This window comes from Tunturibacter empetritectus, from assembly GCF_040358985.1.
GTDB lineage: Bacteria > Acidobacteriota > Terriglobia > Terriglobales > Acidobacteriaceae > Edaphobacter > Edaphobacter empetritectus.
Window position 1 is genome coordinate 608,665 of the sequence record NZ_CP132932.1, and the last position, 19,771, is coordinate 628,435.

General features: G+C 60.0%; 20 protein-coding genes and 1 tRNA gene. 11 read left to right on the forward strand and 10 right to left on the reverse strand.

Going from position 1 to position 19,771, the window contains the following annotated elements:
• Positions 1 to 13 precede the first annotated feature (13 nt).
• From ctaD to RBB75_RS02430, 7 genes are all read left to right on the forward strand, one after another.
• On the forward strand, positions 14 to 1,699 hold the full coding sequence (gene ctaD / locus RBB75_RS02400; RefSeq protein WP_353069402.1) for a cytochrome c oxidase subunit I: 1,686 nt from the start codon (positions 14 to 16) through the stop codon (positions 1,697 to 1,699).
• Entirely contained in the window at positions 1,696 to 2,307 is a 612-nt protein-coding gene (locus RBB75_RS02405; RefSeq protein WP_353069403.1) for a cytochrome c oxidase subunit 3, read from the forward strand. Before ctaD ends, RBB75_RS02405 begins: the two co-directional genes overlap by 4 nt.
• Before the next feature lie 22 nt (positions 2,308 to 2,329).
• A complete protein-coding gene (locus tag RBB75_RS02410; protein WP_353069404.1) occupies positions 2,330 to 3,199 on the forward strand; it encodes a hypothetical protein in 870 nt (289 codons plus the stop codon).
• On the forward strand, positions 3,196 to 3,975 hold the full coding sequence (locus tag RBB75_RS02415; protein ID WP_353069405.1) for a c-type cytochrome: 780 nt from the start codon (positions 3,196 to 3,198) through the stop codon (positions 3,973 to 3,975). The genes RBB75_RS02410 and RBB75_RS02415 overlap by 4 nt, the downstream gene beginning before the upstream one ends.
• A gap of 50 nt (positions 3,976 to 4,025) precedes the next feature.
• Complete coding sequence (locus RBB75_RS02420) at positions 4,026 to 4,718, forward strand: ubiquinol-cytochrome c reductase iron-sulfur subunit (protein ID WP_353069406.1); 693 nt, start codon at positions 4,026 to 4,028, stop codon at positions 4,716 to 4,718.
• Complete coding sequence (locus RBB75_RS02425) at positions 4,706 to 6,187, forward strand: cytochrome b N-terminal domain-containing protein (RefSeq protein ID WP_353069407.1); 1,482 nt, start codon at positions 4,706 to 4,708, stop codon at positions 6,185 to 6,187. The genes RBB75_RS02420 and RBB75_RS02425 overlap by 13 nt, the downstream gene beginning before the upstream one ends.
• Positions 6,188 to 6,338: 151 nt before the next feature.
• Positions 6,339 to 7,169 (forward strand): cytochrome c oxidase assembly protein, encoded by an 831-nt coding sequence (locus RBB75_RS02430; protein WP_353069408.1) that lies wholly within the window; start codon positions 6,339 to 6,341, stop codon positions 7,167 to 7,169.
• Positions 7,170 to 7,198: 29 nt separating this feature from the next.
• On the opposite strand, the gene RBB75_RS02435 is transcribed toward RBB75_RS02430, so the two are convergent.
• From RBB75_RS02435 to fbp, 4 genes are all read right to left on the reverse strand, one after another.
• A complete protein-coding gene (locus RBB75_RS02435; RefSeq protein WP_353069409.1) occupies positions 7,199 to 7,408 on the reverse strand; it encodes a hypothetical protein in 210 nt (69 codons plus the stop codon).
• A gap of 176 nt (positions 7,409 to 7,584) precedes the next feature.
• Positions 7,585 to 7,660 (reverse strand) — tRNA-Ala (locus tag RBB75_RS02440).
• A 111-nt stretch (positions 7,661 to 7,771) separates the two neighbouring features.
• Positions 7,772 to 8,035, reverse strand: a complete 264-nt coding sequence (locus tag RBB75_RS02445) for a hypothetical protein (protein WP_353069410.1) — start codon at positions 8,033 to 8,035, stop codon at positions 7,772 to 7,774.
• Positions 8,028 to 9,074 carry a class 1 fructose-bisphosphatase gene (fbp, locus tag RBB75_RS02450; protein ID WP_353069411.1) on the reverse strand — a complete coding sequence of 349 codons (1,047 nt, stop codon included), beginning with the start codon at positions 9,072 to 9,074 and terminating at the stop codon, positions 8,028 to 8,030. The genes RBB75_RS02445 and fbp overlap by 8 nt, the downstream gene beginning before the upstream one ends.
• 178 nt (positions 9,075 to 9,252) lie before the next feature.
• Between fbp and RBB75_RS02455 the strand changes: the two genes are divergently transcribed.
• Together RBB75_RS02455 and RBB75_RS02460 are read left to right on the forward strand one after the other, a co-directional pair.
• Positions 9,253 to 9,711 (forward strand): REP-associated tyrosine transposase, encoded by a 459-nt coding sequence (locus RBB75_RS02455; RefSeq protein WP_353069413.1) that lies wholly within the window; start codon positions 9,253 to 9,255, stop codon positions 9,709 to 9,711.
• A gap of 193 nt (positions 9,712 to 9,904) precedes the next feature.
• Positions 9,905 to 11,206 carry a M24 family metallopeptidase gene (locus tag RBB75_RS02460; RefSeq protein ID WP_353069414.1) on the forward strand — a complete coding sequence of 434 codons (1,302 nt, stop codon included), beginning with the start codon at positions 9,905 to 9,907 and terminating at the stop codon, positions 11,204 to 11,206.
• A gap of 178 nt (positions 11,207 to 11,384) precedes the next feature.
• Here RBB75_RS02460 and RBB75_RS02465 read toward each other — a convergent pair whose 3' ends face one another.
• Entirely contained in the window at positions 11,385 to 11,939 is a 555-nt protein-coding gene (locus RBB75_RS02465) for a TetR/AcrR family transcriptional regulator (RefSeq protein WP_179639194.1), read from the reverse strand.
• A gap of 154 nt (positions 11,940 to 12,093) precedes the next feature.
• Between RBB75_RS02465 and RBB75_RS02470 the strand changes: the two genes are divergently transcribed.
• Entirely contained in the window at positions 12,094 to 12,867 is a 774-nt protein-coding gene (locus RBB75_RS02470) for an SDR family oxidoreductase (protein WP_179639195.1), read from the forward strand.
• A 62-nt stretch (positions 12,868 to 12,929) separates the two neighbouring features.
• Here RBB75_RS02470 and RBB75_RS02475 read toward each other — a convergent pair whose 3' ends face one another.
• The 3 genes from RBB75_RS02475 to RBB75_RS02485 all read right to left on the reverse strand — a co-directional run bounded on the left by RBB75_RS02475 (position 12,930) and on the right by RBB75_RS02485 (position 17,392).
• Positions 12,930 to 14,843, reverse strand: coding sequence for a CocE/NonD family hydrolase (locus RBB75_RS02475; protein WP_353069415.1), 1,914 nt, complete (start codon positions 14,841 to 14,843; stop codon positions 12,930 to 12,932).
• Between the two features lie 118 nt (positions 14,844 to 14,961).
• Positions 14,962 to 15,393 (reverse strand): hypothetical protein, encoded by a 432-nt coding sequence (locus tag RBB75_RS02480; RefSeq protein ID WP_353069416.1) that lies wholly within the window; start codon positions 15,391 to 15,393, stop codon positions 14,962 to 14,964.
• 100 nt (positions 15,394 to 15,493) lie between these two features.
• Positions 15,494 to 17,392, reverse strand: a complete 1,899-nt coding sequence (locus tag RBB75_RS02485; RefSeq protein ID WP_179639198.1) for a M14 family metallopeptidase — start codon at positions 17,390 to 17,392, stop codon at positions 15,494 to 15,496.
• 114 nt (positions 17,393 to 17,506) lie between these two features.
• Here RBB75_RS02485 and RBB75_RS02490 point away from each other — a divergent pair, with 114 nt between their 5' ends.
• Positions 17,507 to 18,175: an O-methyltransferase gene (locus tag RBB75_RS02490; RefSeq protein ID WP_179639199.1), complete on the forward strand. Its 669-nt coding sequence runs from the start codon at positions 17,507 to 17,509 to the stop codon at positions 18,173 to 18,175.
• 199 nt (positions 18,176 to 18,374) lie between these two features.
• Here the strand turns inward: RBB75_RS02490 and ispF are convergent, their stop codons facing one another.
• Both ispF and ispD read right to left on the reverse strand, forming a co-directional pair.
• On the reverse strand, positions 18,375 to 18,986 hold the full coding sequence (gene ispF / locus RBB75_RS02495; protein ID WP_353069417.1) for a 2-C-methyl-D-erythritol 2,4-cyclodiphosphate synthase: 612 nt from the start codon (positions 18,984 to 18,986) through the stop codon (positions 18,375 to 18,377).
• A gap of 59 nt (positions 18,987 to 19,045) precedes the next feature.
• Positions 19,046 to 19,768 (reverse strand): 2-C-methyl-D-erythritol 4-phosphate cytidylyltransferase, encoded by a 723-nt coding sequence (gene ispD, locus RBB75_RS02500; RefSeq protein WP_179639201.1) that lies wholly within the window; start codon positions 19,766 to 19,768, stop codon positions 19,046 to 19,048.
• Positions 19,769 to 19,771: the final 3 nt, after the last annotated feature.

The following is a 19,771-nucleotide window of genomic DNA, read 5'->3' on the forward strand; positions in this document are numbered from 1 at the left end:
AAAGAAGCGAAGCATGACTACAACTCCCGTATTGGAAGCGATCGACGAGACACAGGAGACGCAGGGCAAGCAGCCGCTCAACGTTATCTACGAGTGGCTGACCACGGTCGATCATAAAAAGATCGGCCTGATGTACATCGTCTACGCCCTCATCTTTCTCGTCATCGGCGGCTTCGAAGCGATCCTGATGCGCATTCAGCTCGCCATTCCAAACAACCACTTCGTCTCACCGCAGGTCTTCAATCAGCTCTTCACCATGCACGGCACCACCATGGTCTTTTTCATGGGCATGCCTATCCTCTTCGGCATGGGAAACTACCTCGTCCCCCTGATGATCGGCGCGCGCGACATGGCCTTCCCACGGCTGAACGCCTTCAGCTTCTGGATCTCCGCCTTCGCCGGCCTCCTGCTCTACTTCAGTTACATCGGCGGCAGCGGCCTCTACGCCGCAGGCTCCGCGCCTGACGTCGGATGGTTCGCCTATGCCCCTCTCACCTCAAAAGTCTTCTCCCCCGGCCACAGCACCGACTACTGGACCCTCGCCGTCTTTCTCAGCGGCATAGGTAGCATAGGAACTGCACTGAACATCGTCACCACCATCCTCTGCATGCGCTGCAAGGGCATGAAGATGAGCCGCATGCCGCTGCTTCCCTGGCTCTATCTCGTCATGTCCTGCCTCGTCTTCGTCGCCGTCAGTCCGCTCACCGCCGCGCAGGTCATGCTCACGCTGGACCGCTATCTCGGCGCTCACTTCTTCGATACCCAGGCCGGCGGCTCCGCCATCTTGTGGATGCACTTCTTCTGGATCTTCGGCCACCCCGAGGTCTACGTCCTCGTACTCCCCGCCTTCGCCTTCGCCAACGAGATCATCCCCGTCTTCTCCCGCAAGGCCATGTTCGGCTACCCCGCGATGGTCGCGGCTTCGGTCTCCATCGGCTTCATCAGCCTCAGCGTCTGGGCGCACCATATGTTCACCGCCGGCCTCGGCCCCGCCGGCAACACCTTCTTCGTCTTCGCCACCATGGTCATCTCGGTGCCGACCGGCATTAAGATCTTCAACTGGCTCGCCACCATCTGGGGCGGCAAAATCATCTTCGCCGTTCCGATGATGTTTATGATCGGCTTTCTCTTCCAGTTCCTCATCGCTGGCCTCACCGGCATCATGCTCTCGGCGGCACCATTCGACTGGCAGCTCAGCGCCTCGTACTTCGTCGTCGCGCACTTCCACTACGTACTCGTCGGAGCGATCGTCTTCTCGCTCTTCAGCGCCTTCTACTACTGGTACCCCAAAGTCACCGGCAAGATGATGAGCGAAACACTCGGCAAATGGCACTTCTGGCTCTTCCTCATCGGCTTCCACCTTACCTTCGACTTCATGCACGTCCCCGGCATCCTCGGCATGCCGCGACGTATCTACACCTACGAAGCTGGCCGCGGCTGGGACACCCTGAACTTCATCATCGGTATCGGAGCCATCTTTCAGGCCGCAGGCACCCTGGTTCTGGTCTACAACATGATCCACTCCTACTACAAAGGCAAGGATGCCGGCCACGATCCCTGGGACGCCTGGACCCTCGAATGGTCGGTCCCCTCTCCGCCGCCGTCCTATAACTTTGCTATCGAGCCAACCGTCAACAGTCGCCGCCCGCTGTGGGATATCAAGCATCCTGAAGATCCAGACTCGGACTACGAATCATGACAACCATAGCGACTGCCAGCAGAATTCCAATCGACGGTCCCATCGAAACACCGTGGAAGCTGCCCTACCGCGGCACCATCGGCATGGCTTGCCTCATCATCGCCGAGTCCGCAATCTTCATCATCTTCGTCGTCGCTTACATCTACTACATTGGTAAGAGCCTCAGCGGCCCAACCCCCGCCCAGGTGCTCGAGCTTCCCATCTTCGGCACCATCTGTCTGCTCTCCAGCAGCATCTTCGTTCACAACGCAGTCAGCTCTCTGCGCAAAGACAACCGCCGAGGCTGCACCCTGAATCTCGCCATCACCGTCCTACTCGGACTTATCTTTCTAGCGACCACAGCCCGCGAGTGGTATCACCTCATCCACGACGAGGGTCTCACCATCAAGACCAACCTCTTCGGCACCACCTACTACTCTTTGGTCGGCCTGCACGCAACCCACGTCGTCGTCGGCCTCATCATGCTCACTCTGGTCCTGGGCATCTCGCTAACCGGCCACGTAAAAGAAGAGCACTCCGAGAAGCTCGAAGTCCTCTCACTCTACTGGCACTTCGTCGACGCAGTCTGGGTCGTCGTATTTCTCGTCGTCTACGTCTTAGGCAGATAACTCCCCGGAGAGGAGGAGCACGATGCAGGAAGAGCCATTCACGCAATCCTCGCCAAGCCACGAGCACGAACACCGATCCGACACCGTCATCCTTCCGGCGCCAACGCCCTGGCCCATGGTTCTCGCGCTCGGTCTCTCGCTCCTGATCGCCGGCATGGTCACACATTGGGTCATCAGCCTTTTAGGACTCATCCTGACTCTGCGCGCCATGTTCGGCTGGTTCTTCGATATCTTCCCCCACGAGCTTCACGTCGCCGTCCCCGTTCAAACCGGCGTAATGAAGATCGCCAGCACCCGCACCACACGCGAACAGCTTCCCGTCAGTGCAGATCATCGTCAGATGCTGCCGGTTGAAACCTTCAGCGTCACCGCTGGCATCAAGGGCGGCATCGTCGGCGGCATCGCAATGATCATTCCCGCAGCTCTCTTCGGCCTGCTCAAATATCACAGCATCTGGTACGCCGTGAATCTTCTGGCTGCAGGCGGCTTCGTTAGCTGGGCGAGCGAGAGCACGGCCTTCCTCTGCCAGTTTCATCTCGAAGGCCTTCTAGCTGCTACTGGCATCCACGCCTTCACCTCCGTCCTCATCGGCCTTCTCTACGGAGCCATGCTCCCGATGTTCCCCAGAAAGCCGATCCTCACCGCCGGCTTCGTCGCGCCTCTGCTCTGGACCGGCCTCCTCTACTCCGCGCTCGGAGTCATCAGCCCCGTCCTCAACGCCCGTATCAACTGGCTATGGTTCGTCATCTCACAGATCGCCTTCGGTCTGGTCTGCGGCTTCATCGTCAACCTCCAGGTTAAGGTGCGCACTCCGCAGTTCCGATCTCTGCCCTTCGCCGTTCGCGCCGGTATCCATAGCGATGTACCCATTACGAAAGACGACGACCAATGAGCGCAGTCCCTCGCAGACTTAAAGTGTTCGGCACCCTCATGCTGTCGACAGCGTGCCTCGCCACCATCGGATGCAGCCGCATCCACGGTCGCCCCGGACCAGGCCCCGAGGTCATACGACCCGATGAAGTCCTCGACTTCCCAACCCTCTACAAAGAGAACTGCACAGCCTGCCACGGAGCGAACGGCAAGAACGGCGCAGCCATCGCGCTCGCCAACCCCATCTACCTCGCAGTAGCCGGAGAGCAGACCATCCACCAGACCATCACCAAAGGCGTCCCCGGAGGCCTGATGCCTGCCTTCGCCAGAACCTCCGGCGGATCACTCACCGACAAGCAGGTCGCGATCTTGTCGCAGGGCATCCTGCAGCAGTGGGGCGCCCCGGGTCAGCTAGCTGGAGTAACTCCACCCCCCTACGCGGCCGCCTCGCAGGGCGATGCCAACCGCGGCCAGCAAGCCTATGCCGCAGCCTGTGCGCGATGCCACGGAGCAAGCGGCGAAGGCACCTCGGTCGATCCCAAAACCGGTGATCCTAAAACCAGTGATTCTAAAGCAAGCGCAGAAAAACTAGGCTCCATCGTCAACTCGTCCTATCTTGCCCTCATCAGCGATCAGGGCCTGCGCAGCATCGTCATCGCAGGCCGACCCGACGAGGGAATGCCCGACTGGCGCTCCGACTCCGCCCAGCCCCTCACCGATCAGCAGATCACCGACATCCTAGCCTGGCTAACCTCCAAACGCATCACCGAACCCGGCCAGCCCTATCACTCTCACTAAACGCGGAAGACAAGAAGTGAAAACGAAGCGCAACGCAGGAGCAGGAAGCAATGATACCGAGTGAACAGCTCCCACCAACCGATCAAACCCGTGCTGGTCAAACGATGACCGAGCCGCAACCCGACTTCGTCAAAGACCCGAGCATCGCCGCGGGCCACTCCCGCCGCGCCTTCCTCTTCAAGCTCGCCATTGCGGTCAACGGCGTAGTCGGCGTCGTCCTCGCCATCCCCATCGTCGGCTATCTCCTCGGCCCCGCGCTCAAGAAGACCTCCGCCGAAAACTCATGGATCAACCTTGGCCCAATCTCCGACTTTCCCGAAGGCGAGACCCGCCTCGTCAACTACCGCAACCCCATCACAACCGACTGGGACGGCCAGACCGGCGACGTCCCTGCCTGGGTCCGCCGCGTCTCCGGCGACACCTTCCAGGTCTTTGCCATCAACTGCGCTCACCTCGGCTGCCCCGTCCGCTGGTTCGCCCAGTCCAAACTCTTCCTCTGCCCCTGCCACGGTGGCGCCTACTACGCCGACGGCTCCCGTGCCTCCGGCCCACCCGAGCGCGGCCTCTTCGAGTACGACCACAAAGTCTCCAACGGCACCCTCATGATCAGCGGCGGCAGAATGCCAACCTTGGCTAACGAGGCAAAAAACGTCGATCCCCTCACTCAAATCAACGGCAGCCCCGCAGCCCGTCTCAACGCAATCGACCAACCCCAACCGAGGTGCAGCTCATGCCAGACCTAAAACAACGCGGCCTCGAGGTCTACAACTGGTTTGAAGCCCGTCTCGGACTGGGCGCACCTCTCATTGAAGTAGCCGAGCACGAAGTCCCCGCCAACACCGCCAGCTGGTGGTACGTCTTCGGCAGCGCCGCCACCGTCATCCTCGTCCTGCAGATCATGACCGGCATCCTGCTCGCGCTCGTCTACGCCCCCACCGCCAGCAACGCCTGGAACAGCCTCCAGTTCCTCGACCACAACGTCAAGCTCGGCTGGTTCCTCCGCGCCATGCACGGCTGGGGCTCGGACTTCATGGTCGCCATCGTCCTCATCCACATGTTGCAGGTCTTCCTCTTCGGAGCCTACAAGTTCCCCCGCGAGCTCACCTGGATCATCGGCGTCTTCCTCCTCCTGCTCACCCTCGGCATGGCCTTCACCGGCCAAGTCCTGCGCTTCGACCAGGACGCCTACTGGGGCCTCGGCATCGGCGCCTCCATCCTTAGCCGCGTCCCGCTCATCGGAGGCCCACTCGTCGGCCTCATGCTCGGCGGCCCCATCATCGCCGGCAACACCCTCTCCCGCTTCTTTGCCCTGCACGTCTTCGTCATCCCTGGCATCCTCCTCGGCCTCGTTGGCCTGCACGTCTGGATGGTCCTCCGACTCGGCATCAACGACTGGCCCATGCCCGGCCGTCTCGTCAAAAAATCCACTTATCAGCGCGAGTACCACGAGCTAGAAAAGAAAACCGGCATCCCCTTCGTCCCCGACGCCGCCTGGAAGGACGCCGCCTTCGCCGCCGCCATCATGCTCGCCGTCATCGCCTGCGCCCTCTGGTTCGGCCCCTTCGGCCCCAGTGGCCAACCCGACCCCACCATCATCCAGACCGCACCCAAGCCCGACTACTTCTTCCTTTGGCTCTACGCCGTCCTCGCCTATCTGCCCCCATCCATCGAAACCCCTGTCCTCTTCATCGCTCCCGTCCTCGGCCTCGGCGCAATGATTCTCCTCCCGCTGCTCTCCGGCGAAGGCGAAAAGCATGTCTCTCGCCGTCCCGCAGCCGTGCTGATCGTAAGTGTCATCGCTGTCTCGCTCGGCGTCTTCACCCACCTCGGCACCTACACGCCGTGGAGCCCCATCATGAACGCCTGGACCAGCGATCCCATCCCCGTCGCCTACCTGCACAACCGCACCCCGCTCGAACGCGAAGGCGCCCTCGTCCTACAGAACAAACAGTGCCGCAACTGCCACTCCATCGGCGGCGAAGGCGGTCTGCGCGGCCCTGCACTCGACGCCGTAGCCTCGCGCATGACCGAAGACCAGATCATCCGCCAGGTCCTGCAAGGCGGAGGCAATATGCCTTCCTACGGCAACGCCCTCAACCCCTCCGAGACCACCGCACTCGTCAAGTTCCTTACCACCCTGCGCGGCAACGACCTGCAGCCTGCCATCGACGCCTCCCGCCACCTGGCCCTCACGGGCAAAACACCGCACTGAACTGCGAGCACACGAAAACCTTCCGACCAACGGGAGGACCACATCATTTCACTTACCAACATAAGGTATACAAGTCACGAAGTGACCGCCTCGCGCGCAGCGAGCCCGTCCGGCAGGACTCATCCTTATAGCCCGCATATACCCTACTCCCATGCCTCCTGAATACCGGGCCATCTTCGACGAATGGTCCCCTCCGCTCTTCCTCACCACGGCGCTCCTCCTCAGCGTCCTCCTCTACACACGCGGCTGGTACGCCATCCGCAAAACCAGGCCCGCACTCTTCCCCACCTGGCGCCTCGTCTGCTTCAACCTCGGCATCGCAACCATCTGGCTCGCCATCGCCTCCCCTATGGACGGCTTCGCCGACGCGCTCCTCAGCGCCCACATGGTCGAGCACCTCCTCCTCATGTCCTTCGTCCCCCCAATGCTCCTACTCGGCTACCCGCAAGTCCCACTCCTCCGAGGTCTCCCACACGCGCTCACCGTCCATCTACTCGCACCTTTCCTGCGCATGAAGTGGCTCCGCACCCTGGGCCACTTCCTCACCCGCCCCGTCGTAGCGTGGCTCGCAATGAACCTCACCTTCCTCCTCTGGCACATTCCCGCCGCCTACGACTTCGCTCTCGAGCACGAACACTGGCACGAGTTCGAGCACATCTGCTTCCTCGCCTCATCGATCCTCTTCTGGTGGCCGCTCATCCGCCCCTGGCCCACCACCGCGCGCTACCCCGGCTGGATCATGCTGCCTTATCTGGTCCTGGCAGACATCGTCAACACAGCACTCTCCGCCTTCCTCGCCTTCTGCGACCGCCCCGTCTACACCTACTACCTCGAGCACCCCAACCCCTTCCACATCGACCCCATCGCCGACCAGCGCGCAGGAGCCGTCATCATGTGGGTCCTCGGCTCGCTCATCTTCCTCGTCCCAGCCGTCTTCGTCACCTTCCGCCTCCTCCAACAAGAGAAGACCCGCACGTCATAGCCGTCTAGCAAAGAAGCGAACTGTTTTAGCTAGTCTTGACGACCGTCGACCTCCGGACGCGAACCACCCTGCAGCGCCGTTTTAATCGTCGACCGCAAGTGATACTTTGAAATGAGCTTTCCGAAGGCCCAACCAAGGCCTATTCCAATCATCACGCCAAGCTCCAGACTTTGACGCCACCACCCAACGGCGATTCCAACCGTCATCCCAATCATGAGACCGAGAGTCATAGCTCTCATTCGTTTTCTTTTTCTCTTCGGACTCATCATTCTCCGAGGACGCGGGGGACTGAACGTTTCTAAAGAACGAAGTCTACGCGAATTGGTTTTGGGGAGCCAGCAAATCGAGGTTTCTGTTTTACAGCAACACAAGCACGTCAGCTTGGTCAATTTAGATGATAGAAAGAATGTTTCTATGGTGGAGCTGAGCGGGATCGAACCGCTGACCTCCTCGTTGCGAACGAGGCGCTCTCCCAACTGAGCTACAGCCCCCCACCAAACCCGCATCGCGCACCGCTTTCGCAGGCCCAACGCAGTCGAAACAACATCTCCGAGTGTATCAGCAACCACCCCAGCGGCTCAACCACGAGGCTCCAATCAACATCACTCCACCGACACACCAACCCGCCCAGTCACCGCCGTCCCAGCAGCTAACGGCTTCTCTACCACATGCCACACCTCGCCAGCATCCATCACCACCTCAAGCACCGGAACCACCAACCTCGCTCCACTCCGAGCCACCGCCTCCAGCATCCCCACATCGCCTGCAACAAACTCCGTCCGATCGAGCGCCATCTGCCATCGCTGCCGCCCCGCCACACGCGACTCCTCGCGAATATCAATCACCTCCGCAGCAAACTCACTCACGTGCACTCACCGGACTAACCGCCGCCACCAGCGCCTCCATCTCCCTCTTACTCCCCACACAAAATGGCGTCCGCTGATGGATCCCCTCCGGCTTGATATCCAGAATCCGCCCCGCCCCATGCGTAGCCATCCCACCCGCCTGCTCCGCAATAAACGCCAGCGGATTCGCCTCATACAACAGCCGTAGCTTCCCCTTCGGCTGCTTCAGCGTGGGCGGATACAAAAACACCCCACCCTTCAGCAGCGTCCGATGAAAGTCCGCCACCAGGCTCCCGATATACCGCGAGCTATACTCCTTCTTCAACCCACCCGTCCGCAGCATCTCCACATACCCGCGATACTCCTCCGACCACCCCGCCGCATTGGCCTCGTTCACCGAGTAGTAGCTCCCCTGCTCCGGCATCATCATCTTCTCGTTGCTCAGCACAAACGCCCCAATCGTCGGATCGAGCGTAAATCCATGCACCCCATTTCCCGTCGTATACACCAGCACCGTCGACGGCCCATACACCACATACCCCGCCGCCACCTGCCGAAACCCCGGCTGCAGAATCGACTCCTCCAGCGTCCCCAGCTCCGCCGGCATCCTCCGCAGCACGCTGAAGATCGTTCCCACATTCACATTCACATCAATGTTGCTTGACCCATCCAGCGGATCGAACACAATAATGTACTTCCCCGTCTCCGCATCCCGGTTGAACGTCACCGGCTGCTCATCCTCCTCGCTCACCAGAGCCGCAACGCTATCGCGGAGCCCAAGGCAATGCAGCAGAGCCTGGTTCGCATAAACATCCAGCTTCTGCTGCTGCTCCCCCTGCACGTTCTCCGCGCCAAACGAGCCATACACATCGCTCAACCCAGCCGAGCGAATCTTCGCCTCCACCATCTTCGCGGCCAGCGTAATCCCACTCAGCAACCAGCTGAACGTCCCCGTAGCCTCACGTCCCGTAGACTTCAACATATCCTGCTGCTGCTGCAAAATATGCTGCTGCACCGTCGTAATCATCGCCATCGCCACTCTCCGTGTCTCTCCAATCATATCTGCCTCCGCAGTGCCTGATGGAGTGCCAAATGCAACGCGGATAGCCACCGGGTGCCCCATCCTTTCGCAGTCTCATCGCAATGGACACCAGGTGCCCCATCCTTTCGCAGTCTCATCGCGATAGGGTGGGGTATTCGCGCCGGCAGGCGCGAACCGTCTTCGCTAAACTAACCCTATGTCCCTGGGCCTGAACCGATACCATCAAACCGGCGACCTCCATTTCATCACCTTCAGTTGCTTCCGCAAACGAAACATCCTCGGCACCTACGAAGCCCGCGACCGCTTCGTAGAAATCTTCGAACAGACCCGCAAATATCTCTTCCACATCAACGGCTATGTCGTCATGCCCAACCATGTCCACATTCTCGTCTCAGAGCCCAAATCCGCCCCACTATCGCTCGCCATCCAGATCCTCAAGCAGCGCTTCTCCCGCACTCGCACCGAAGACTACGTTTGGGAGACCCGCTACTACGACTTCAACGTCCGCACCGAACCCAAGAGAATTGAAAAACTCCGCTACATTCGCCGCAACCCAGTCACCCGTGGACTAGTCACAGAGCCCGGCCATTGGCAGTGGAGCAGCTTCAATGCCCACGCCACCAACGACGCTCATCCAATCCTCATCACCCGATAACAGCCAAAAAAGTACGCTGTGTGCAAGATAAGACCCCGGGGTAAGACCGGGTGCCCCATCCTTTCGCAGTCTCATCGCGATAGGGTGGGGTATTCGCGCCGGCAGGCGCGAACCGCAGTTCAGTCGCCCGTGCCTTCAGAATCATCCGAAGCAAACCCACCCACCCGCACGAACACCTTAGTTACAATCACCCATGCCCACCCGCCGCCGCTTCCTTATCACCTCTGCCGCGACAGTCGCAGCCGCCCCCACGCTCAAACTAGCCGCCCAGTCTGAGCAAACCGTGAAACTCCCGTCCGCCATCACCGCCCTCACCAACCGCCGCGCCGAAGCCGTCCCCATCACCCTCGCCGAACGCGAACACCGGCTCGAACGCGCCCGCGCCCTCATGCACCAGCACAGCATCGACGCCATCGTCATCACCACCGGCACCTCCCTCACCTACTTCACCGGCCTCCGCTGGGGCCAGTCCGAGCGCCTCTTCGCCTGGACCCTCCCCGCCACCGGCGCCCCGTTCATCGTCTGCCCAGTCTTCGAAGAGGGCCGCGTGCGCGAACGCATGGACGCCAAACCCGCCACCCTCCCCTCCGCCTCCATCACCCGCGTCTACACCTGGAACGAAGACGAAGATCCCTACCAGCTCCTCGCCAAAGCCCTCAAAGACTCCGGCGTAGCCACAGGAAGAATCGGCATCGAAGAGCGCACCCAGTTCGTCTTCGCCGACGGCATCAGTCACGCCAGCCCGGCCCTCACCACCACCAGCGCAACTCCCGTCACCTTCGGCTGTCGCGCCATCAAATCCCCCGCCGAACTAGCCCTCATGCAGCTGGCCAACAACATCACCCTCTCCGTCTACAAAGCCTGCTACCAATCCGCGCAACCCGGCATGACCAACCGCCAGTTCAGCCAGATGGTCGACCTCGCCTACACCCGCTGCGGAGTCACCGGCGACGCCAGCTGTCAGGTAGGCGAGTACTCCGCGCTACCCCACGGCTCCCTCCAACCGCAAATCATCCGCGAAGCAGAGATCATCCTCATCGACGATGGCTGCACCGTCGAAGGCTACCAATCCGACATCTCCCGCACCTTCGTCCTCGGCGACCCCACCATCCCCAAGCTCGACAAAGCCCGCAAGGTCTTCGACATCGTCTTGAAGGCGCAGTCAGCAGCCCTTGCCGCGGGTCATCCCGGCGCCCCCTGCCACACCGTCGACGCCGCCGCGCGCGACCTCATCACCGCCGCCGGCTACGGCCCGGACTACAAGTACTTCACCCACCGCCTAGGCCACGGCATCGGCATGGATGGACACGAGTGGCCCTATCTCGTCCGCGGCAACACCACCCCACTCGCCGCAGGCATGTGCTTCTCCGACGAACCCGGCATCTACCTCCCCGGCGAGTTCGGTGTCCGCCTCGAAGACGACTGGCACGTCACCGAAGACGGTGGCAAGATGTTCACCCCGCAAAGCCCCAGCCTCGAACACCCCTTCGGATAAGCCAGAACCCTATCTAACAACCGCAATCGAAGCCTTGTTCCACTGCCGTCTGTTTTGTGTCCGTTTGCTGTTGCCTGTGTTGCCGTTGTTTTTGGCCGTCATCCTGAACGGAGTGAAGGATCCCCGCATTTCGCCTTTGCACTTGCTGTTGCCTTTCCTTCAATCCACCGCAGAAGCGTCACACCAACCCCTTCCGCACCTCACTCAGAATCTCATCCGAGAATCTCTCATCCTCCACCGCCCGCGCCAGAATCATCGCCCCCACCATCGAAGCCATCATCCGAATCGCATCCCCCCGCGCCGATCTCTTGGAAGGCCATGGAAAGTGAGCCGTCACAGCCTCAATCACAGCCTTCAGCCGATCCGTGAACGCACCCTTCACCTTTGGCTCATGTCGAATCTCTGAAGAAAGGCTAGCCATCGTGCATCCCATACCAGGAGCATTCCGGTGCCCCGCACTCAGATACCTCTTCACATACTCCGCTCTCCCCCTTGCAGTCCCTTCCGTCGCATGCAGCCCGTCCAGCGTGCTCTTGAACCCTTGCAGTACGCTCTCGACCATCAGCTCTTCCTTCGAGTCGAAGTGATTATAAAAAGGCCCATGCGTCAAACCGGTCGCCTTCATAATCTCGCTGACGCTAACCCCCGAGAATCCCCTTTCGCGAAATAATCGCGACGCCTCTTCCAGAATCCGCGCATGTTTCTCCGCCGTCTCTGCTACCGGATATCTCATCCCAACCTCCACTTGACTTAATACATGATACACGTCATGCTTGATAGAGAGTTAAGCATGATAATCATCATGTTTACCAATTTCTGAAGTAGAGACTGCACCCAACCCAGGCAGTCCGCAATCAAAGAAGCTAACAAGACAAGAGGAAACCATCATGAAACTCGAAGGTAAAAAGGCTCTCATCACCGGCGGCAACAGCGGCATCGGACTCGCCACCGCCCAGCTCTTCATCAAGGAAGGCGCACAAGTCGCCATCACCGGCCGCGACCAGAAGACCCTCGACGAAGCAGCCAAGCTCCTCGGCCCGAAGGCCACCGCCTACCGCGCCGACGTCGCCGACTCCGCTGCACGCAAAGATCTCTTCGCCAAGATCAAGAAAGACTTCGGCCACCTCGACATCGTCTTCGCTAACGCCGGCATCGCCGGACAAACAACCACCGGCAAAACCGACGAAGCCACCTTTGAAAACATCATCCGCATCAACCTCACCGGCGCCTTCTTCACAGTCGAAGAGGCTCTTCCCATCCTCAAAGACGGTTCCTCCGTCATCTTCAACGGCTCTGTCATCGGATCGCTCGGCCAGCCAGGCTACGCCGCATACGCCGCAAGCAAGGCCGGCCTCCGCGGTCTCTCCCGCTCCATGGCCGCCGATCTCGCCCCCCGCGGCATCCGCGTCAACGTCGTCGCTCCAGGGCCAATCAAAACACCCATCTGGAGCCGCAACACCCACACCACCGAAGAGAATGACGGAGTAGCAAAGTTCATCGCCTCGACGATTCCACTAGGCCGCTTCGGTGAAGCAGAGGAGCTCGCAAAAGCAGTCCTCTTCCTTGCCTCCGATGACTCCTCCTACGTCAACGCAGTCGAGTTCTTCGTCGACGGCGGTGCAGTAGGCACTCCCTTCGGCGGACCAGCCTTCCGCGGCTAAAACAACGGGCGATCGCGAAACCTATTCACGATCGCCCGCAACTTCCCTGTCGTCTCGGAAAATTAGTGCTGCGGCACAACAAGCACCTCAACCCCGCTAGCCGCGCCTGCGCTCCGGTACACACTCTCCGTTGCCTTCACAAACTGCTCCGGCTTGGCAAACGGAATATCCACAAATGTCTGCGGATTCCGGTCCACCAGCGGGAACCACGAGCTCTGCACCTGCACCATAATCCGATGCCCCGCGCGGAACGTGTGGTTGATATCCGGCATCTCCGCATTCACCTCTACCATCTTTCCCGGCGTCAACGCCGTCGGCTTCTCCCAGCTATCCCGGAACTTCGCCCGCATGGGCTCGCCCCGAACCAGCTGCTCATATCCGCCCATCAAAATCGGTGCCGCTCCAAGCACCCGCTTCCCCACAGCGTCGTTCGGTGGATCCGGAAAATCATTTGGATAGACATCAATCAGCTTCACCACAAAGTCCGCATCCGTCCCCGTAGAAGCCACCTTCAACTTCGGCCGCACCGGCCCCGCAATCGTCACATCCTCCGTCAGCGGCTCGGTCTCATACGTCAAAACATCCGGCCGCCGCGAAGCAAACCGCTGATCGTCATCCATATACCGTTGCGGCACCGTGTCCGTCGTGTAGTTCACAAACGGCACAGGATGAGCCGGATCGCTCACATACTCATCCACACCGGCCTTCTCCGCAGGCGCATCGAAGCTCAGCTTGCCGCCCTCGCGAAAATAAAGCGTCTTCGCAGCCGCAGACTTCGGTGGCCACGCGTCATACTTCTTCCACACATTGCTGCCCGTCTCGAACACATAAGCCTTTGGCAGCACTCCGCCGTCATGCCCCTTCAAGTAGTGTTCAAAAAACGGAAACTGAATCTGCGACCGAAAGAACACCCCGGTCTTCGATCCAAAGTTCACATCCCCCAGCTTGTCCCCATCCCACATCGCCCAGCCGCCATGCGTCCACGGGCCAACCACCAGCGTATTTACCGCGCCAGGATTGAACTCATCGATCGCATGGAACGTCTTGAACGGCCCCGAAAGATCTTCAGCATCAAACCACCCGCCAACCGTCATCACCGCCGCATGAACATTCTTCATATGCAGCGACAGATCACGCTTCTTCCAGTACTCGTCATAGGTCGTATGCACCACCTGGTCATGAAACAAAAAGTTCGACCCGGCAAACGCCTTATCCAGGTTCTCTGTCGGCCCCGCCTTCAAATAGAATTTGTAACTGTCTGGGGTACCAAAGTCGAATGGCTCGTGCTTCTCCGGCAACGTAGGGTTCTTCAGCGGTTTGAAGAACACATAAAACCCATAGTTGGCCGACAGCATAAACGCGCCGCCATGATACCCATCATCGTTGAAGAACAGATTCGTCATCGGAGCCTGCGGACTGGCCGCCTTGATCGCCGGATGCGAATCAATAATGCTCGCCGACGTATAAAACCCCGGATAGCTGATCCCCGTAATCCCCACCTTGCCGTTATTGTTTTCAACGTGCTTCAGCAAAAACTCCACCGTGTCGTACATATCCGTCGACTCATCCACATCCTTCGCGGACTTCTTATCCTCGATATGCGGGCTCATCTCCTGAAACACGCCCTCGCTCTCATACCGCCCACGCGCGTCCCCACACACAAAGATGTAGCCCGACTCCAGCAGCTCCTGGCTCACCCCAAGCCGCGTCGGCATCTTATCCTCGCCATACGGCCCGCAGCTATAAGGCGTTCGCGTCATCAAAAACGGATACGGGCCCGCATCCTTGAATGCCCCCGCCTGCGGCGTATACACCGACACAAACAGCTTCACCCCGTCCCTCATCGGAATACGGTACTCAAACTTCGCATAGTGCGTCTTGATGAACTCTTCCTGACTCGCCGCCGGAGCCTGCGCCATCACTCCGCCACTCACCACCGCCAACAAACACACCACAAGCGCGAACTTTCTCATCATCGAACCTCAAAAGGTGAAAACAGAATAGTGGCAGTCTATCGCGATTCGCGCGATTCCTGACATACGATATTTCACGCCACCTTACAGATCTCTACATCTATCCATGAAAAACCAGCACTCACCGCATCCTGTTCGCAGCCGTCAGCGCCTGAAACGGCGTCCCCGTCGCAATCGTAGCCGCAGCCTCCCCGTCCGCCGGCTTGCTCGCGGCAATCACCGCCGCCTTGCGAAAGATCGTCGTCTCTCCCTCCGACTTGAACCATCGCGCTCCGCCAAAACCTATCAGCATCGCAGTGCTCAACTCCGACAGCCTCAACGTCACCGGAGGCGATGGCACAAAACCGCTCGTCAGCATCGAACCCTGCGTCCCAAGCCAGGCTCCAACCGCCGCCACCATCCCCACCAGCACCACCCCAAGGTATCCCGGACGAAAGACCCCTTGCTCCATCGTCGGCAGATGAAGTCCAGAGTCCCCAATAAACACATTCACAAAACCGCCCACCGCTCCGCACACCGCAACAGCCACAACATCGACGACGAGATCATGCATAGCTCACCTCTCCCAGGAAGCCCACCATCATAGCCCATCGGCCCGCAAACTCGGCCAGCAAACATTTGCCTGCAAACGTCAGCCTGCCTTCGACCCCAAACTATCGCGCCACCGGAACTCCCTCCACACTCAGCAACCGCCCCACCGGATACTGCCCCACCCGATTCGCCGCAAACCACGGCGTCCGCTCATAGAAAAACTCCAGCCGCGCATACGAATTCCCCGCAAACACCGGATCGCTCGCCACCTTCTTCTCAAACTCCGTCTTCAGCTTCGGGTCCTTCGCCATCATCTCCCGCGCCAGCGACTCCAGCACATACGCCTCGCCATACTCCTTCTGCTCAAAGATCGAATCGAAGAATCCCCACTGCAAAGCCGAGTCAGGCCCAGCAGGCTCCAGCCACTCCAGCGCCACCTTCGACAGCCGCTGATTCAGCCGCACCACCGCCGACCCCGCCGGAAATGTCCTCTTCTCCCGCACCAGCACGCAGCTCCCATACTTCCCCGGATCATGCATCGCCTCACCATTAAACGTCGGATGCCGCCCCTCAAACGGAGGCTCCTGCCACGCCATTCCAGCGCACTGATACGTCTCCACATCACCCGTCCACGTCGCCGTCGTCCGCTCCATCTCCACCTGGTGCGCCGCCAGCACATCAATCACCTTCACCCACTGCGCCGGAATGATGTACGCAGCCGGCACCTTCGTCTCGGCCTTCACCTTGAACCCAGTCTGGAACGGCAGCGAAACATTCCACGGCTCATGCGTATACTCCACACGCATCGCCCCCGAAACCTCACTCAACTCTCGCGTGTACTTGTATCCGCGAAACAAAAACGGCGTCGTATCCCCGCTCCATCCCAACGCCAGCGGGTACATCACGTTCCCCAGCGGATGCGCCCCCAGCGCCTCTGCCTCCTTATCTGCCGCCGCATTCAGCGCAATCACCTTATCCGCATCGCGGTTCATCAACTCCATCAGCCCAGCCAGAATCTCGTAGTTCCCCGTCACGCGCGTCTTATAGTCCTTCAGCATATGCAGCTCAACCAGCATCCCCGGCCGGCCCTCAAGAATTACATACCCCGTCGAAAACCGCGGAGGATCATCATTGAACCCAAGCCCCTCCGCCGGATCGTTGTCATTCACAAGATTGATATACGTAGGCGAAGCCAGATGCCCATGCGAGTCCACATACTTCTCCAGCGTCGGCGTCGCGACCTCATTCACCCACTTCGCCGTACCCTTCGGCACATTCGGGCCATCATCAATCGTGAACGTCACGTCATACTGATAGTCCGCGCCGTCGGTAACATGGTCATCCACAAAAAAGTCCGGCAGCCAGCGATGAAACATCGAGTTGAACGCCCGAGCCTCCGGTGTATCCAGCTTCAGATAATCACGATTCAAATTCAGGTTCGTCCCATTGCCGCGCCACCCCATCTCCGCCGGACCAGCCTGGTTGATGCGGTTATAAGCACTCCTCCGCTCATGCCCATCCGCGTTATAGATCGGGATGAACACAAACACCGCCCGCTCCAGCAAACCAGCCTTCGTCTTCGAGATCACCATATCCCGCAGCAGCGCAAGGCAAGCATCCTTCCCATCCATCTCCCCCGCATGAATCGAGTTCTGCACCAACACAATCGGGCGTTTCGCTTTATGTAACTCAGAAGGATCAAATACACCATCCCGCGAAACCACCACCACATCCAACTCCCTGCCCTCACCCGTCTTCCCAAACGCCTCAATCCTCACCTGTCCCGGTGCCGCACTCTGCACGCGATTCAGATAAGCCATCGTCTCCGCATAATCCGGAGTCGTCTGATAACAACTCTTCTCCGCCGGCGTCATCCAGGTTGCATCGCCGCTCGGAGCGCAAGCCACACTACCCGCGGCATGAGGCTGCAAACTAACATCAGCCACGGTCTGCCCCTGCGCCACTACACCCCAAACCAAAGCCGCCACAAAAATCAAACCAACGCTGGAACCAATTCGCATCTCGGACTCCTCGCACGATGAACTATCTACCAACACGCTAACATTCCCGAGAATGCAACCGACCTCCGCACACAACTTGCCCCTCGTGCCGCGCACCGATATCCTCATCACTATATGAATCAGGATCTTTGGACCTCAGTCGACCACTACCTCACCCACACCCTCGTTCATCCCGATCAAGCACTCGACGAAGCCGTCCGCGCCAACGCAGACGCCGGTCTACCTGCCATCGACGTAGCGCCAAACCAGGGCAAATTCCTTCATCTCCTCGCCCGCATCCATAGAGCGAAGCGCATTCTGGAAGTAGGAACCCTCGGCGGATACAGCACCATTTGGCTGGCCCGCGCTCTCCCACCAGACGGCACACTGGTCACACTCGAACTCAATCCCACCCACGCAAAGGTTGCTGCGGCGAACATCAAGCGAGCAGGGTTGTCCTCGCTAGTCGACCTCAAAGTCGGCAGCGCACTCGAATCCCTAACCAACCTGCACGCTCAAAAAGCCGCACCCTTCGATCTCATCTTTCTCGACGCGGACAAACCCAACAACCCCTCCTACCTGGAATGGGCGCTCAAACTCTCGCGTCCCGGCACGGTCATCGTCGGAGACAACGTCATCCGCGACGGCGCCATCCTCGATCCCAAAAGTACCGACCCCGCAGTCTCAGGCACCCGCACCTTTCTCGAGCGCTTTGGAGACAATCCCCGCCTCGACGCCACCGCGCTCCAGACCGTAGGCAGCAAAGGCTACGACGGATTCGCCATAGCCATAGTCAAAGCATAGTCCTGCCGGACGGGCCCGCTACGCGCGGCGCGGTCACTTCGTGACGTGTATACCGGACAAGGCAGGATCAGCTGTATAGGTCCTCCCGTTGGTCGGAACTATTACCCTTCGCGACCAACTGGAGCGCCGCGCGAAGCGGGTACACAAGTCACGAAGTGACCGCCGCCCGCGCAGGGCGCTCGTCCGGCAGGACATCTTCTCAAGTCAAATCATCCGTATCAAAAGGAGTCACCTTCCGCCCCAGCGCCGAAACGCTCCGCGAATCCCCCACCAGCGTCTTCACCACCACATCAATCTCATTCTCAGCCGAAGCAGCCATAACCCCCACCGGCTCTGGAATCCCCAGACTCTCCAGCAGCACCGTCACATGGGCCACAGCGACATTATCCTGATTCAAACCCTCCGGCGTCTTCGCCTTGATCCCCACCTCACCCGGCTGCACGCCCAGCAGCGCCGCAACGCTCTCCCGCAACTCCCCCGCAATCGGCACAATCTTCGGCTTCGCCATCACCAGCACCGTATCGATGTTCACGATCTTGTATCCAGCCGTAGCCACCTCTTCTAGCGCCGTCTGCAGAAACACACTTGAAGCCGCGCCCTTCCACCGCGGATCGCTCGGCGGAAAGAACGTACCGATATCCCCCGCGCTCACCGCACCCAGCAGCGCATCCGTAATCGCATGCAGCAGCACATCGCCATCCGAGTGCCCAGCCAGCCCCTCGGGATGTTCAATCGCAAGTCCGCCAATCACCAACGGCACACCCGCCGTAAACGCATGCGAGTCGAATCCGTAACCAATCCTCATACCCATAAGCTATCTTCCCATGCTTCCCAAAATCGCGGAGCACCCACGAGCGCCCCACCGATCCGTCAAGCCTTCCCCTGCCCCAGATAAAACTCCGCAAGCTCAATATCCCCCGGCTGCGTAATCTTGAAGTTCCTCGCCGACCCCTGCACCACAGCCACCTCCACCCCGGCCCGCTCCAGCAGACTAGCCTCATCGGTTCCCGAAAACCCATCCGCCTCCGCCTCCACAAATGCCGCCCTCAGCAGCCCAAACCGAGCGCCCTGCGGCGTCTGCGCCTGCACAATCCGCTCCCTAGGAATTGTTGCCGTCACAATCGCCCCATCCGCCGTCCGCTCCACCTGCTTGATCGTATCCACCGCCGGCAGCCCCACAATCGCCGCCCCATGCTTTACCACCGCATCAATCGTCCGCTCAATCGTCGCCGGATCGATCAGCGGTCTCACCGCATCATGCACCAGCACCACATCCTCCGCATCGCACTCCAGCGCCGCCAGCGCATTCCCCACCGACTCCTGTCGATTATCCCCGCCCTCGACCATATGCACGCGCGGCCCAAGCTTGAACTCCACCATCTGCGCCTCTACCCGCTCCCGCTCATGCGCCCGCACCGCCACGCAAACCGCATCCACCCGCGGCACCGCAAGAAACGCCCGCACCGACCGCACCAGCACCGGCACTCCACTGATCGCAAGAAACTGCTTCGGCGCCGGCCCTGAGCCAGACGCACCCCCCGCGGCCATCCGCGTCCCAATACCTGCTGCAGGAAGAATCACAAAAACTCGCATAAC

Bases quoted from the DNA above. Each gene is read 5' to 3' on its own strand.
- RBB75_RS02480 (WP_353069416.1), bottom strand. From the start codon at position 15,393: ATGCATGATCTCGTCGTCGATGTTGTGGCTGTTGCGGTGTGCGGAGCG.
- RBB75_RS02465 (WP_179639194.1), bottom strand. From the start codon at position 11,939: ATGAGATATCCGGTAGCAGAGACGGCGGAGAAACATGCGCGGATTCTG.
- ispD (WP_179639201.1), bottom strand. From the start codon at position 19,768: ATGCGAGTTTTTGTGATTCTTCCTGCAGCAGGTATTGGGACGCGGATG.
- RBB75_RS02430 (WP_353069408.1), top strand. From the start codon at position 6,339: ATGCCTCCTGAATACCGGGCCATCTTCGACGAATGGTCCCCTCCGCTC.
- RBB75_RS02475 (WP_353069415.1), bottom strand. From the start codon at position 14,843: ATGATGAGAAAGTTCGCGCTTGTGGTGTGTTTGTTGGCGGTGGTGAGT.
- RBB75_RS02420 (WP_353069406.1), top strand. From the start codon at position 4,026: ATGATACCGAGTGAACAGCTCCCACCAACCGATCAAACCCGTGCTGGT.
- fbp (WP_353069411.1), bottom strand. From the start codon at position 9,074: ATGATTGGAGAGACACGGAGAGTGGCGATGGCGATGATTACGACGGTG.
- RBB75_RS02490 (WP_179639199.1), top strand. From the start codon at position 17,507: ATGAATCAGGATCTTTGGACCTCAGTCGACCACTACCTCACCCACACC.
- RBB75_RS02485 (WP_179639198.1), bottom strand. From the start codon at position 17,392: ATGCGAATTGGTTCCAGCGTTGGTTTGATTTTTGTGGCGGCTTTGGTT.
- RBB75_RS02410 (WP_353069404.1), top strand. From the start codon at position 2,330: ATGCAGGAAGAGCCATTCACGCAATCCTCGCCAAGCCACGAGCACGAA.
- RBB75_RS02435 (WP_353069409.1), bottom strand. From the start codon at position 7,408: ATGAGAGCTATGACTCTCGGTCTCATGATTGGGATGACGGTTGGAATC.
- RBB75_RS02470 (WP_179639195.1), top strand. From the start codon at position 12,094: ATGAAACTCGAAGGTAAAAAGGCTCTCATCACCGGCGGCAACAGCGGC.
- RBB75_RS02460 (WP_353069414.1), top strand. From the start codon at position 9,905: ATGCCCACCCGCCGCCGCTTCCTTATCACCTCTGCCGCGACAGTCGCA.
- RBB75_RS02425 (WP_353069407.1), top strand. From the start codon at position 4,706: ATGCCAGACCTAAAACAACGCGGCCTCGAGGTCTACAACTGGTTTGAA.
- RBB75_RS02415 (WP_353069405.1), top strand. From the start codon at position 3,196: ATGAGCGCAGTCCCTCGCAGACTTAAAGTGTTCGGCACCCTCATGCTG.
- ispF (WP_353069417.1), bottom strand. From the start codon at position 18,986: ATGGGTATGAGGATTGGTTACGGATTCGACTCGCATGCGTTTACGGCG.
- RBB75_RS02405 (WP_353069403.1), top strand. From the start codon at position 1,696: ATGACAACCATAGCGACTGCCAGCAGAATTCCAATCGACGGTCCCATC.
- RBB75_RS02455 (WP_353069413.1), top strand. From the start codon at position 9,253: ATGTCCCTGGGCCTGAACCGATACCATCAAACCGGCGACCTCCATTTC.
- ctaD (WP_353069402.1), top strand. From the start codon at position 14: ATGACTACAACTCCCGTATTGGAAGCGATCGACGAGACACAGGAGACG.